The sequence below is a fragment of the Bradyrhizobium centrosematis genome, from assembly GCF_045571495.1.
In the GTDB taxonomy this organism is placed as follows: Bacteria; Pseudomonadota; Alphaproteobacteria; order Rhizobiales; family Xanthobacteraceae; genus Bradyrhizobium; species Bradyrhizobium centrosematis.
Genome location: NZ_CP120703.1, coordinates 1,373,174 through 1,385,551, shown reverse-complemented (window position 1 = coordinate 1,385,551; position 12,378 = coordinate 1,373,174). Strand labels below are relative to the sequence as shown.

Below are 12,378 nucleotides of genomic sequence, written 5' to 3'. Positions count from 1 at the left end.
CCCCGCCGCCTGGACGGGGTTTTTTCATGTGCCTCCGTCTCAGGCTCTTTTCCCGAGAAGGAGATGGAAACATGACCGGTCTACAGGAACAATTGCACGGGCTGTGGCTGCCGTTGGTGACGCCGTTCCAGGGCGGCGCGCTCGACGAGCGGTCGTTGCGGCGCCTGACGCGGCGTTACAGCGCGCAAGGCATCGACGGCTTCATCCTGGGGGCGACCTCCGGTGAAGGCATGACGCTGCGCGAGGCCGAGCTCGAACGCCTCGTCGCCATCGTGCGGGACGAGCTGGCGGCCGGCCGCCGCACCTTGCCGATCTGCCTCGGGCTGTCGGGCGCCGACACCTCGCGCCTGCAGGAGCGTCTCGACGAGACTGCGGACTGGCCGATCGACGGCTATCTGATCGCAAGCCCCTATTATGTGCGGCCCTCGCAGCGCGGCCTCCTGGCGCATTTCGAGGCGCTCGCCGATCACGCCGCCTGGCCGCTCGCGCTCTACAACATCCCCTATCGCACCTCGGTGAACATCACCAACCAGACCATGCTGCGGCTCGCCGAGCACAGGAACATCGTGGGCCTGAAGGATTGCGGCGCGAGCCGCGAGCAATCCATCGCGCTGCTGCGCGATCGCCCGAAGGACTTTCGCGTGCTCACCGGCGAGGACGCGAACTATTTCGAGGCGCTCACCGACGGCGCCGACGGCGGCATCGTGCTGTCCGCCCATGTCGAGACCGCGACGTTTGCGGCCATCTATGCCGAGCACAAGCGCGGCAACCACGAGGCGGCGCAGGCGCGCTGGCATGAGGTCGCCGAGCTGACGCGGCTGCTGTTCACCGAGCCGAGCCCGGCGCCGGCCAAGTATTGGCTGTGGCGGTGTGGCCTGATCGACAGCCCCGAAGTGCGCCTGCCGATGGTGGAGGTGAGCAGCGAGCTCGCCGCCACGATCGATCGCGAGATCGAGCGACGGACGAAGGTCGCGGCATAGCGGCCTTCGCTTCACGCCACCGCCGTGTCATTCCGGGCGCAGGCAGCGCGATCCCGGAAATGACGGTGGTGGCAGCGACGGGGCGTGCGCCCGTGGTTAACCGCGCACCAACGCCCTTCGCGCTTGCCGCATTCGGCATCCACGTCTCGTTTACGCTCCGGTGCCTATCGTTGCCCTCCCAAGAGCTTCCAGAGGGGGAATGACCATGGGGCATCGCACCCGGCCTACAGCCGCGCGGCAATTCGCGCCGGCCGATCTTTTGCAGGGAATTCTCGTCGTCTCGTCGTTCGGATTCTGGGCGTTGATGCTCGGCCTGGTGCCGGTGCTGCTGTTTCGGATCTGGCTCGCTTGACGGCGTCCCCTACGCGGATGGTTAAACGGCCGTCACAAATGCGTTCAAAATACGAGCGGCGGCGCAAGCCGGAATCTTAAAACATCCCGGATATCGTCCACGCCCATAAGCGAAGAAATCGCGGGGGCGTTTGTGAATAGTCATAATGAGTTGGCGCCGCATTACGGCGCCGGACAGGACACGCTGTCCACCGAGCAGGCCTTTACCACCGAGGACATTCTCTGGGCCGCCGGCATCTGGTCGGTGATCCTGACGCTGTCGCCGGTCATCCTGTTCTATCTGCTGATGGTGGCGTAGCCTTCTCGTCATTCCGACCTGGCATGACGAGCGAGACCCGAAAACGCAAAACGCGCGGACATCCGCGCGTTTGTCGTCCGGGGAATGATCAATAAAAAATTATGCTGCCTGCTTGTGCATTGCGCCGGATGCCGACGCCGTGCCGCGGATGGCCTTCACTGAACGCTCGATCGCCGCCCACAGCCTTGCAATTTCCTGAGCCGCGCGGCTCTCGGCCTGGTACTCCCGCGCGCCTTCGCCATGGCTCAGCGCCATCAGCAAATCCGAACGGTTGGTGATCTGGCCGCCCCACACCGGCGCACGGAATTTCGCCAGGGCTTCGCGGGCGATGGTGACGATCGGGCTTTCCGCTTCGTCGCGCTTGGCCGGCGCACCGTTGAGCACGACGGCGTAGGGCTTGCGCGCGGCGCGGCACATCTGGATGGTCTCCTGCACCGCGTTGACGTCGAACACGCCGGGACGGGCGGGGATCACCACCATGGTGGCGTTCTTGATCGCGTCGTCGACGACGGCCGAGAGGTTCGGCGGCGTGTCGATCAACACCCATTCATAACCATCGCGCTTGGCAGCGGAGACGATGCCGCTGACGGAGTTCACAGCCGCCTTGATCGGCGGCTCGTTGGTGCCACGCAGCTTGTGCCACAGCGTGAGCGAGCCCTGCGGGTCCGCATCCACGAGCATGACCTGCTTGCTCGCCTTGATCTGCGCGGCGAGATGTGCAGCGAGGGTACTCTTGCCCGAGCCGCCTTTACGCGATGCAAAAACAATAACGTTCATACCTTCGGCCTCCAGATTGACCCCAGGCCGCGAAAATGAATCACCGCGCTGATTCGTGAAAGAAAAATTTATCGGGGGTTGCGTTAGGGCCACGAAATAACAAGGCGTGTTGGCTTTTGAGTCACACTGCGATGTGTGAGGTGCGACACGAACTGTCGGAAAACACAGGCTTGTGTGCGTTTTTTGAGCAGTCCGTCGGGATAAAGCGGAATGCAACTTCGCCGCGCAAACCGGCGCCCGACTCTTTTCCGTCTCGCCTTGCGCGGCATGATCGCAAAGGCCCGCGCCATCGGCGCGAACAAAAGGAGTCCGTCACCTTACGAGGTTTCGAAACAGGAACGCGGCCCTGGCCCGCTCAGCCGTCGCTGGTCTTCTTCTTCTTGCTCTTCTTCGCGGTCGTTGAGGTCTTCTTGGGCGCGATGTTGGTCGGCCTGCCGGCGCGAGCCTCTCCGGGCTCGGGTCCGCGGCGGAAGAACACCGCACATTGCGGCGAGAGCTGCGCCTTCTTCTTGATCATGCAGGCAGTGATGGCATCGACGTTCGGAACGAACTCGCTGCACAGCCGCATCGCATCCGGCGTGCAGGCCTGCTGCTCTTCCTGGGTGTAGGCGAAGCCGGCACCGGGCAGGACCAGAACGGCCAGGGCGATCCCGAGGGTGGCAGCAGCCAAGGATGTCTTGAAGCGAAGCGCCGGCATCTATTCCCCCCACATGTCGAGTCGCAGCGGATAGTGGGTGAACGGCGGTTCGTTGGCAACGAGGGGAGACGCGAAAGCCGCAACCTGTGCGGTCTCGGCAACAGGGCGATCAAGCTTCACCCGCAATCATCCGGAAACCCGCTTGGCTCGCCGAACTGTCCACGACGTCATGGCCGGGCTTGTCCCGGCCATCCACGCCTTGCCACGCGGCAGAGAGAACGTGGATGCCCGGGACGAGCCCGGGCATGACGACACATGAGGGCGCGGGGCATCCCCTCAAACAAAAACTGCGAAAACAACCCCATGCACAGTAGCCAAGCCACGGTAATCCCAGCACATTTCATCTCTTAGGATTTGGCGAAACCCGGTTTGACTCGTCGGGCAAATCAGGGGCATCATGTCAGCATCAAGAAGATGCGCGTGGGGTGGCGACCTGTCTCCTGCGCTGGGTCGACAAAGCGCACACGAGGAGGATAGTCGCATGACGGGAAATGAGGCGGAGCTGCCGCTTTCGGGCGTGACGGTGGTCTCGCTGGAGCAGGCGATCGCGGCGCCGCTGGCGAGCCGGCACCTTGCGGATTGGGGCGCGCGGGTGATCAAGATCGAGCGGCCGGGCGCTGGCGATTTCTGCCGGGACTACGACCACGTGATGAACGGCATGTCGAGCCAGTTCGTCTGGACCAATCGCTCCAAGGAGAGCCTCGCCATCGACATCAAGAGCGAGGACGGCCGCAAGGTGCTCGACGCCCTGCTGCCGCAGGCCGATGTGTTCATCCAGAATCTCGCGCCGGGCGCGGCGGAGCGGCTCGGCCTCGATGCCGCATCGCTCCTCCAAAAACATCCGCGCATCATCGCCTGCGACGTCTCGGGCTATGGCACGGGCGGCCCCTATAGCGACAAGAAGGCCTATGATCTCTTGGTGCAGTGCGAGGCCGGCGTGCTCGCCATCAACGGCACCGAGGCGGAGCCGGCCAAGGTCGGGCTGTCGGTGGTCGATATCGCCACGGGCATGTACATCCTCAACGGCGTCCTGATGGCGCTGTATCGCCGCGAGCGGACCGGCAAGGGTACGGCCTTCCAGGCCTCGCTGTTCGATTCCATCACGGACTGGATGAGCTATCCCGCCTTCTACACCAACAGCACCGGCCGGCCGCTGCCGCGCACCGGCGCCAGGCACGCGACGATCGCACCCTACGGCCCGTTCCGGGTCGGCGACGGCACGACCGTCTTCTTCGGCATCCAGAACGATCGGGAATGGCGATCGCTGTGCCGCATCGTGCTCGGCGATGCCGGCTTCGCCGACCATCCGAACTTCAGCACCAATCCGCTGCGCATGCAGAACCGCGACGAGCTGCAATCGCATATCGAGCAGCGCTTTGCATCGATGACCAGTGAGGAGGTGTTGCGGTTGCTGGATGAAGCCTCGATTGCCAATGCGCATCTGAATTCGGTCGAGGCGTTCCTGGAGCATGAGCAGCTCCACGCGCGCGGCCGGGTGCAAAGCGTCGACTCGCCCTGCGGCCCGCTGATGAGCTTCCTGCCCGCGCTGACCATTCCCGGCCTGACCCCGCGGATGGATGCGGTGCCGGCTGTCGGCCAGCACAACGAGGCCATCCTCGGCGAACTCGGTCTTGCGAAGGAGGCGTGATGATGGTGTCGCTGCGTCCAACGCGGGCCTACCTCGCCGTCCCCGCGCATCGCGCCCGTCTCGTCGCCAAGGCAGCGAGCTCGGCGGCGGATGCGGTGTTCATGGATCTCGAGGACGCGGTGCCGCCGTCGGAGAAGAGCCTTGCGCTGGAGGAAGCCGTCCGCGCCCTCGCCTCGCTCGACTGGGGCAACAAGCGCGTCACGGTCAGGATCAACGCCACTGGCAGCCCGTCTATCGCTGAGGAGATCCGCGCGCTGGCGGCGCTGCCGCGGCTCGATGCCTTGATCGTGCCCAAGGCGGAGCGCGCCGGCGACATCGTTGCGATTGCCGATCGCTTGCGCGCCGCCGCGCCGGATCGCGCCGCGCCGGTGGCGCTGGAACTGCTGATCGAGACCGCGCTCGGCCTCGTCAATGTCGATGCGCTCGCCGCATGTCACGCCAGCGTCGCCGCGCTGCATCTCGGCGTCGGCGACTTCGCAGCATCGATCGGCGCCCGCTCCTCCGACATCGGCGTGTCGCCGGATGGCTATCGCCACGTCGGATCGGCGCAGAGCGGCTACGCCGCTGCCCCGCTCGACCTGTTCGCCTATCCCATGATGCGCGTTCTGTTGGCCGCCCGCGCGTGCGGCCTCATCGCGATCGACGGCCCCTGCGGCGCGTTCCGCGATGCCAAGTTAACCGAAAGCAGCGCGCAGAAGGCCGCGGCGATGGGCTTTGACGGCAAGCAGGTGATCCACCCCGACCAGATCGCGCCGACGCTGCGCGCCTTCATGCCGTCGGAGCAGGAGCTGGCCCAGGCGCGGCGGATCGTCGAGGCCATGGAGCAGGCCGAGGCGCAGGGCCAGGGCGCGGTGACGCTGGACGGCAAGATGATCGACTATGCCAATGTCCGCATGGCGCGCCGGATCATCGCCCTGGGATCGTAGCGGCGCATGGCCACGCTCTTGATCGTCGCGCCGGTGTTTGCGCTGATCGCGGCCGGCTATGCCGCGGTGCTGTTTCGCTTCGTTTCGGAGAGCGCGCATAAGGGCATCAGCGAATTCGCGTTCAGCATCGCGATCCCTGCGCTCTTATTCCGCACCATCGTCGTCTCGGAATTTCCCGATGTCAGCCCCTACCGGATGTGGGGCGCCTATTACGGCGCGCTGGCGCTGATCTGGATCGCGGCGCTCGTGATCTCGGCGCTCTTGCGCGCGCGTCGCGAGGACCGCGAGGACGGCGTCGTGTTCGCGATCGGCTCGGTCTACGGCAACATCGTGATGCTCGGCATTCCTCTCGTGCTCTCCGCACTCGGCAACGAGGCCGCAGGGCCGATGGCGCTGATCCTGTCGGTGAACACACCGCTGCTCTGGCTCTGCGGCATTCTGCAAATGGAGCTGGTCAGCCGCAAGCGCACCGGCTCGGCACTGTCGGTGATCCGGCCCGTGCTCGCCGACCTCGCCCGCAATCCGCTGATGCTGGCGATCGGCTTTGGCGTGGTCTGGCGTTTCACGGGCCTCGGCCTCAATCCGGTCGTCGACAAGACGATCGGGCTGCTGGCGCAGGCGGGCTCGCCGACAGCGCTGATCGCGCTCGGCATCAATCTGTTCCGCTTCGAAGTGAAGGGCGAGAAGCTGAGCATTCTGGTGATGTGCGCGCTGAAGCTGGCGGCGATGCCGGCGGCCGCATTCGTGCTGGCCAAGCTGCTGGGCCTGCCGCCGTTAGCTGCCGGCGTCATCGTGCTGTTCGCGGCAATGCCGACCGGCGCGAATGCGTACATCTTCGCGGTGCAGTATCAGCGGCTGGTGAACCCGGTGTCGGGCGCGGTGGCACTGGGCACGCTGCTGGCCGCGGTAACGTTGCCGGTGGTTGTGTGGGTGGTCAAGGGATTGAGATAGGCTCCGCGTGATAACTCGCCGTCTGGACGAAGCCTTCTTCGAAATCATCCAGCTGCTCGGCATCAAACACAATCCGCACATCAGAGTTCGTGGCGACATCTTGTCGTCGCAGTCCAAGGCACGTGCCATCCGCGTGGAACCGTGACGCAGACTCGCGAGAAATCCATTTCGGCGCATTGAACCCGTCCAAACGATCGACTGACCAAGAGGAGTTCTGCATTGTAGGAGCAGTTCCATGGGCATTCCCAAGGATGGGACGCTTTCGGTCCGCATCACATGCGTCGGTCACGCCAGCCGGCGCTGGCGAAGTGCCCGCACGAAGGCGGCCGCTTCCGCACTGAATCAACGCCTGTCGGAATTCAGGGCGAAAACGATCTTCGACCAGGTCGATCCCATCGTCAAAATGCAGCTGCCGGGATTGCCCATCGCCCTTGACCAGAAGGCAGTCGGGAGCTCGGAACCGTTTCCGACGGCCGGCGAAGATAACGCCGCCGTCGATCGCAGTGTCGTGCTCATGGTCGACCTGGTTTGGACAGGCACGGGCGGTTACAAGAAGGTGCATCGTCCGCCCCGGCTGGTTTATGCGCCGAGTACTTTCTGGGAGATGAAAATCGCGGCGCTCTTTGGTGCCTCAGGTATCGGCGTCAAATCGAGCTTGCTGCGCGTGAAGATCAAGAACTTGAATACGGGGCGCGAACTGTCGCTCTTTGGGCCGATTTTCGGCGGCGATCTGACCATCGGAGCCGGCATGTTCAAGAAGGTGCCCAAGGTCTCGCCGGTCAGCTTCGACAAGATAGATCCCAAACAGTTGCGGGATGCGCAAGTGGGCAAGCCGGTGGTGTTCACGACACCGCTCATGGACTTCGAAGACTGGATCAACGGATCGGAAGGCCAGCTCGTGCGGCTCGTTCACGCTCATCTCAAGACCGGCGTGACCAAGTCGCAAACCAGCTTCCTCCAGTTCGTCAACGTCGATACTCATCCCGGCTCATTGGTGTTCGATCTGACGGCGCTCGGTTTCTCGCTGGGTATTCCCGAAGTATCCGATCAGGTGCAGGCCGGAAAACTCACCGCCGAAAACCATCCGTCGGACCAGTATCTCGTCGACACCCCTGACGACATTGTTCCTGTCCAGGTCGCACAGCACCGCAGCGAAGGCCTTCTGATCAGCTTCCCCACTGAAAAACACAAATGGACGGACTTGAGCCCGAGCCAGCAGGAGGAAGTGAAGCGATTTGTGCTGAACAGAACGGCAGCCATTCGCGCTTTGTCTGACTTCAAGGATGTGGTCGCCCCGACGCCGTGATGGGGCGGCCGCTGGCAGACTGCTCTCCCCGACGGAGCTGTGGCTTTGAGCTTCGAAGGGCGAGACGCTCAGCATTCTGGTGATTCGCGCGCCGCTTGCGCATGGCCTATCCAAACGCCTGCGGCGCGACCGAGACCGGCCGCGCCGCTCTGCGCAAGAGCGCTACGTTCTAGTTACCAGTAATCCGGCTCATAGGCCGGTGCTCCCCAGCCCGGCTCGGCGTAGCGATACGCATAGCCTGGGGTCCGGTAGCTGTAGGTCTGGTGATAGCTTCCAAGGCGGCGGCACTGGCCGACGCCGGCTGCCAGTTGGCCGCCGTTCATGGCAGGGCCCGCGGCTCCAACGGCGCTTTCGCTGCTGGGCGTGCACCAGCCGGGTCCACGGCCCGCGGCGAGACTCGGGCTTGATGCGGCGAGCGGCAAGATCGCGGCCATCGCGGCAGCCACGCTCAGTCGTTTCAAGTGTGTCATCGTCTCCTCCATCGTTGCGATGAACACTCGATCAATACCTGCCGCCGAGGGTCGTTCCGCCTGCACCGCTCGCGTTTGCGCGAGCCTACGAAGGTTTCAATGTTTCGGGGAACGCTGCCGCTCAGTTCCTTGATCTGTTCAGGAGGAACACCGGTTGAATGGACGAGGCCGCAGCTGACAAAAAGAGGGCTCCCCTTCGGGAGCCCTCTTCCGGTTAGTCCCAATCGTAGTGATGGTGTCGCCTGATCACGACCGTCCGATCGGCGTCGCGATCATACCAGCCACGATGCCAGCCGCGGTCATGCCCATAGAATTCCGCACGCGGTCCATAATGGTAGTAGCCGTGATCGCTTCCGATGCGGACTCCAAACTCTTCTGCGCTCGCGATGGTCGGCACCGCAACCGCAACGGTCGCTAACGCGGCGAGAACGTAAGACAGTTTCTTCATGTTCCCTCTCCAGTGTCAGTTACCCCTCGGCGAAAAAACAAATCGCTCATGACGACGTTCCGACTTCCGTCGCGAAACTTTCTTGAACGGATATTCAGGTCGTTCCGCATTCGAACTTGTGGCGCGTTGTATCGCGTTCTCACCGTCATCGTCCCGGCTTGAGCAATGATGGCGACAGTGCACCGATTGGTGTCACCGAGGGTCTTGGAATTTCGTGCATCTCCGCCGGCATTCTCATGTGTATGCGACTGCTGCTCGCCCTGACGTACTCTCTGTTACGGCGACATTGCACGAAATTGTCGGGGACCAGCCTCGCGATGCAGCGACCCGCACGATAGCGAAGTTTGTGCACTGTCACCGAAATCCCTACACTCCGACGGATCTGGCGGCCCAAGTGTTGGCTTCTTCCGCCCGCAGAAGGTTAAAGATAGAATAATGCACGCTGCCCGATAATTGGTGATTCTACCGCTAGAGCTTGCCATGCAGTTTCTCAAATTCATTGGCCACGTAGCCGATATTGCAAGCGTGGTTTCTTTTCCTCTGCTGATCGTGCCAGCCATCTTTTATCTGATCTGGACACTGGCGTGGCGACATCCAGCAAAAATACAAAATCATGCTGGTGATCGCCTTTGCAGGCGGATTAATTGCCTATGTGATTGATTTGGCAGATCGCTTTGTTCTGGTCAATCCGACGACACGTCTCCGTTTGCATTACACCGCTGATCGGCCTGACCCTGAGGTACTTTCTCAAGAGAACGTCTTCACCCATTATTCCTTTCAGTTCGCAGATGACGGCACGGATGCGTCAGATCCAAGACGCACAAAATGGACAATTCTGGTAATCGTATTCAACAAGCCGCTTTCGTCTGCAACACCGCGCGCTCGCATTTTTTTCGAAGGACCGAGCCTACGTCACGAACTGAGAAATCCGACGGCTCGCAGCGTGCAAATTCGCTTTGACGGCTCCATGGGAACTAGAGTTGTCGATATTGAAATGCAGACATAAGGCTATGATGACGTTTTGACGGTGCCGCGCCGTCAAATTGCTCTGGCGTCGGATTGCAACAAAGTGCATTGGAATCATCGCTATGCCTCGGGTATTTCAAGAACTATACGACGAGCCGACGCAAATGATGCGGTTGGTCAGAGATACGCGGTCCGTTCTGATCGGCGGCATTTCCGCCTTCAGTACCCGCCTAACTGATGCTCAGCTTGCCTCCTATGCTGAGCTTATGGCCAGGCGGTCCTCCGAGGCAGAGCAGGAGACATTCCAAATTGCACCCGCTTTGACGCTGTCAGATTTCTCTGATCGCTCGACTGAACCGCTTTACAAGTACGTGTCGGATGACACATGGCAACGATACATCAGCAAAGGGTCCATCCAACTTGGGACAGCGAGCTATTATCGCACAACTCCAAATATGAACATTCGCGATCGTCGCGAGGGTGCCTCGACGTTCCATTTGCTCGCCGACGATTTCACATTCAACGTTGATATGATGATTGGAGATAACTGCGCAGTTTTTTGTGGCACCGCTCAGATGGAAGGCCCTGATCACGAGCTCATGCGATCCCGTTTCGGCGAGCGACGAATCAAGATAGATCCTTTGCCTGACTTCATCGCCTTCATTTCCGAGCGTACCAAGGCGTTTCGGACGAGAGTCTTCGACGTTCGCTACACAGACCTCAAGCACTTTGTTGCTGAAGATTTGGAGATTACCCGCTATTTTCAAACCGTCGGTAAAGGCGACCTGGATGCGGCGGCATTGCGGAAACTGAACGAGAACTACTTCGATATATTTCACGACTATGCGTTCTTGCCCAGCCTCTTTTCCAAGCCGCTTGCTTATGCGGATGAGAGGGAGCGAAGGATCGTATTTGAACTCACCGACGATATCAGCGCGCCGATCAATATCAATGACGAAGCTCTGCTGAAGTTTATTACACCGGTAGGTACCTAGGCGTGGGGAATACTCCAATGAGAGCGGTCTTAGCGACCACGTTTGTCGTACCCTGATCAGAACTTCAGATTGCGCGCTGTGCAGAGATAGCACCGCAATTCGGGGCGAGGGAGGCTGGAGATGGAATGGAAGCAGGCCGTTTTGACAGTATTACAAGGTGCCAGCGAGCCGATGCACTACACCGATATTGCTGAAGAAGTTGCGCGCCGAGGTTTGAGAGAGCCAGGCGAGCTTGGCGCAACTCCCGCCAATACTATCGCTACTACCATCGGGAATTCATTCCGCCAGGAAGGTGATAACTCCCCATTCGTACGGGTATCGCCTGGCTACTACGCACTGCGGAGCGCGCCAATAGCGACTCCTACGCCGGAAGAGTCTGAGGAGAGTTCCGCCTCCACTCGTTTTGGAATCATCAATGCGCTCGGAATGTTCTGGTTACGGTCAAATGTGATGTGGAAGAAAGCAGAGCCTGTCTTGCTCGGAAAGCAACAGCAGGACTCCAATCCCGTCGACTTCTCAAAGCAGATTGGCGTGTATTTCCTGCACGATAATCAAGGCGTGGTCTACGTGGGGCGAGCTATCGATCAGCCGATCGGCAAGCGATTGCAGCAGCACACAGTCGACAGACTCAATGGACGCTGGGATAGATTCTCTTGGTTTGGAATCTACCCAGTTGAGAGCAACGGAAATCTTCGCACCAGCGTAGATCTATCTCAGATTGGAATTGATACCGTTGTTTCTACCCTTGAGGCGGTCTTAATAGAAGGCCTTGAGCCACGTCAGAATAGGCGTCGTGGCGACGACTTCAATGCGATCGAATTCTTGCAGGTCGAAGACCCAGCTATCGAGCAGGGTCGTCGGCAGGCTCTTCTTGCAGGGTTAGCAGCTCAACTCGGAGTAACGATCTAATCAATCGATGTTTGCGAAGCGAGGCTGAAAGTTCATCTCAAGCCGCTTCAACGCGTCTGACAAGGACAGCGCTAGCTGAGCGGGAGCCACGGCTAGTTCTCGATTTGGGCGATCTTGACTACTTACCTGATCCCGCTGGTACAGTTGGGTGGGCTCGAACCACCGACCTCCTGTTCCACAGACAGGCGCTCTAACCAACTGAGCTACAACTGCATCCTTGCGAGCCGCGCCTTGGGCTGCCTGAAAAGGCCTGTTGCCGAGGGGGGCTGGACGGGGCGGAAACTAGGTGCAACGGCCGGGTTTGGCAAGGCCGCAAAACCCGATATTTGCCTTTCGACAGCGTGAGAAAGCGGTCGATCGGCTGGGCGTGTTCACCTCTCCCCAGCGGGGAGAGGTCGGATTGCGCGGGCGCGCAAATGCGCGCCTGGGCAATCCGGGTGAGGGGGCGCGGCGGGCAGTGAGACCTGAGCCCCTCACCCGGATCGCGTCTCGACGCGATCCGACCTCTCCCTATGGGAGAGGTGGTCCGAGTCCTGGGCGCCGAAGCTTCCACATCGTCATGGCCGGGCTTGTCCCGGCGATCCACGCCTTCGCTCGCCGTACGAACGTGGATGCCCGGGACAAGCCCGGGCATGGCGACCTTCTCGGCTGCGAGA

At 61.3% G+C, this 12,378-nt stretch carries 14 protein-coding genes and 1 tRNA gene; 10 read left to right on the top strand and 5 right to left on the bottom strand.

Features of this window, described 5'->3' with window-relative positions; genetic code table 11:
- The first annotated feature begins 71 nt into the window (after window positions 1-71).
- The 3 genes from P6U31_RS06645 to P6U31_RS06635 all read left to right on the top strand — a co-directional run bounded on the left by P6U31_RS06645 (window position 72) and on the right by P6U31_RS06635 (window position 1,629).
- Window positions 72-980, top strand: a complete 909-nt coding sequence (locus P6U31_RS06645) for a 4-hydroxy-tetrahydrodipicolinate synthase family protein (RefSeq protein ID WP_407187432.1) — start codon at window positions 72-74, stop codon at window positions 978-980.
- Between the two features lie 205 nt (window positions 981-1,185).
- Window positions 1,186-1,332: a hypothetical protein gene (locus tag P6U31_RS06640; RefSeq protein ID WP_407187431.1), complete on the top strand. Its 147-nt coding sequence runs from the start codon at window positions 1,186-1,188 to the stop codon at window positions 1,330-1,332.
- A gap of 132 nt (window positions 1,333-1,464) precedes the next feature.
- Window positions 1,465-1,629, top strand: a complete 165-nt coding sequence (locus tag P6U31_RS06635) for a hypothetical protein (RefSeq protein ID WP_407187430.1) — start codon at window positions 1,465-1,467, stop codon at window positions 1,627-1,629.
- Between the two features lie 99 nt (window positions 1,630-1,728).
- On the opposite strand, the gene P6U31_RS06630 is transcribed toward P6U31_RS06635, so the two are convergent.
- Entirely contained in the window at window positions 1,729-2,406 is a 678-nt protein-coding gene (locus P6U31_RS06630; protein WP_025032179.1) for a ParA family protein, read from the bottom strand.
- A gap of 355 nt (window positions 2,407-2,761) precedes the next feature.
- Complete coding sequence (locus P6U31_RS06625) at window positions 2,762-3,103, bottom strand: hypothetical protein (RefSeq protein ID WP_407187429.1); 342 nt, start codon at window positions 3,101-3,103, stop codon at window positions 2,762-2,764.
- Window positions 3,104-3,584: 481 nt separating this feature from the next.
- Here P6U31_RS06625 and P6U31_RS06620 point away from each other — a divergent pair, with 481 nt between their 5' ends.
- From P6U31_RS06620 to P6U31_RS06605, 4 genes are all read left to right on the top strand, one after another.
- Window positions 3,585-4,751, top strand: a complete 1,167-nt coding sequence (locus P6U31_RS06620; protein WP_407187428.1) for a CaiB/BaiF CoA transferase family protein — start codon at window positions 3,585-3,587, stop codon at window positions 4,749-4,751.
- The gene (locus P6U31_RS06615) at window positions 4,751-5,677 is read left to right on the top strand and encodes an HpcH/HpaI aldolase/citrate lyase family protein (RefSeq protein WP_407187427.1); all 927 of its coding nucleotides are present in this window, start codon (window positions 4,751-4,753) and stop codon (window positions 5,675-5,677) included. Before P6U31_RS06620 ends, P6U31_RS06615 begins: the two co-directional genes overlap by 1 nt.
- Window positions 5,678-5,683: 6 nt before the next feature.
- On the top strand, window positions 5,684-6,628 hold the full coding sequence (locus tag P6U31_RS06610; RefSeq protein WP_407187426.1) for an AEC family transporter: 945 nt from the start codon (window positions 5,684-5,686) through the stop codon (window positions 6,626-6,628).
- Window positions 6,629-6,863: 235 nt separating this feature from the next.
- Window positions 6,864-7,934 carry a hypothetical protein gene (locus P6U31_RS06605; RefSeq protein WP_407187425.1) on the top strand — a complete coding sequence of 357 codons (1,071 nt, stop codon included), beginning with the start codon at window positions 6,864-6,866 and terminating at the stop codon, window positions 7,932-7,934.
- A 173-nt stretch (window positions 7,935-8,107) separates the two neighbouring features.
- On the opposite strand, the gene P6U31_RS06600 is transcribed toward P6U31_RS06605, so the two are convergent.
- Window positions 8,108-8,404, bottom strand: a complete 297-nt coding sequence (locus tag P6U31_RS06600) for a hypothetical protein (protein WP_407187424.1) — start codon at window positions 8,402-8,404, stop codon at window positions 8,108-8,110.
- Window positions 8,405-8,618: 214 nt separating this feature from the next.
- A complete protein-coding gene (locus P6U31_RS06595) occupies window positions 8,619-8,852 on the bottom strand; it encodes a hypothetical protein (RefSeq protein ID WP_407187423.1) in 234 nt (77 codons plus the stop codon).
- Between the two features lie 613 nt (window positions 8,853-9,465).
- Between P6U31_RS06595 and P6U31_RS06590 the strand changes: the two genes are divergently transcribed.
- The 3 genes from P6U31_RS06590 to P6U31_RS06580 all read left to right on the top strand — a co-directional run bounded on the left by P6U31_RS06590 (window position 9,466) and on the right by P6U31_RS06580 (window position 11,722).
- Window positions 9,466-9,858, top strand: a complete 393-nt coding sequence (locus P6U31_RS06590; RefSeq protein ID WP_407187422.1) for a hypothetical protein — start codon at window positions 9,466-9,468, stop codon at window positions 9,856-9,858.
- Window positions 9,859-9,982: 124 nt separating this feature from the next.
- Window positions 9,983-10,813: a hypothetical protein gene (locus tag P6U31_RS06585; RefSeq protein WP_407187421.1), complete on the top strand. Its 831-nt coding sequence runs from the start codon at window positions 9,983-9,985 to the stop codon at window positions 10,811-10,813.
- Between the two features lie 120 nt (window positions 10,814-10,933).
- Window positions 10,934-11,722, top strand: coding sequence for an HTH domain-containing protein (locus P6U31_RS06580; RefSeq protein ID WP_407187420.1), 789 nt, complete (start codon window positions 10,934-10,936; stop codon window positions 11,720-11,722).
- 136 nt (window positions 11,723-11,858) lie between these two features.
- Here P6U31_RS06580 and P6U31_RS06575 read toward each other — a convergent pair.
- A tRNA-His gene (locus tag P6U31_RS06575) sits at window positions 11,859-11,935 on the bottom strand.
- Between the last annotated feature and the right edge of the window lie 443 nt (window positions 11,936-12,378).

Coding starts and splice junctions, on each gene's coding strand:
- P6U31_RS06645 (WP_407187432.1), top strand. CDS start 72: ATGACCGGTCTACAGGAACAATTGCACGGGCTGTGGCTGCCGTTGGTG.
- P6U31_RS06640 (WP_407187431.1), top strand. CDS start 1,186: ATGGGGCATCGCACCCGGCCTACAGCCGCGCGGCAATTCGCGCCGGCC.
- P6U31_RS06630 (WP_025032179.1), bottom strand. CDS start 2,406: ATGAACGTTATTGTTTTTGCATCGCGTAAAGGCGGCTCGGGCAAGAGT.
- P6U31_RS06625 (WP_407187429.1), bottom strand. CDS start 3,103: ATGCCGGCGCTTCGCTTCAAGACATCCTTGGCTGCTGCCACCCTCGGG.
- P6U31_RS06620 (WP_407187428.1), top strand. CDS start 3,585: ATGACGGGAAATGAGGCGGAGCTGCCGCTTTCGGGCGTGACGGTGGTC.
- P6U31_RS06615 (WP_407187427.1), top strand. CDS start 4,751: ATGATGGTGTCGCTGCGTCCAACGCGGGCCTACCTCGCCGTCCCCGCG.
- P6U31_RS06610 (WP_407187426.1), top strand. CDS start 5,684: ATGGCCACGCTCTTGATCGTCGCGCCGGTGTTTGCGCTGATCGCGGCC.
- P6U31_RS06605 (WP_407187425.1), top strand. CDS start 6,864: ATGGGCATTCCCAAGGATGGGACGCTTTCGGTCCGCATCACATGCGTC.
- P6U31_RS06600 (WP_407187424.1), bottom strand. CDS start 8,404: ATGACACACTTGAAACGACTGAGCGTGGCTGCCGCGATGGCCGCGATC.
- P6U31_RS06595 (WP_407187423.1), bottom strand. CDS start 8,852: ATGAAGAAACTGTCTTACGTTCTCGCCGCGTTAGCGACCGTTGCGGTT.
- P6U31_RS06590 (WP_407187422.1), top strand. CDS start 9,466: ATGCTGGTGATCGCCTTTGCAGGCGGATTAATTGCCTATGTGATTGAT.
- P6U31_RS06585 (WP_407187421.1), top strand. CDS start 9,983: ATGATGCGGTTGGTCAGAGATACGCGGTCCGTTCTGATCGGCGGCATT.
- P6U31_RS06580 (WP_407187420.1), top strand. CDS start 10,934: ATGGAATGGAAGCAGGCCGTTTTGACAGTATTACAAGGTGCCAGCGAG.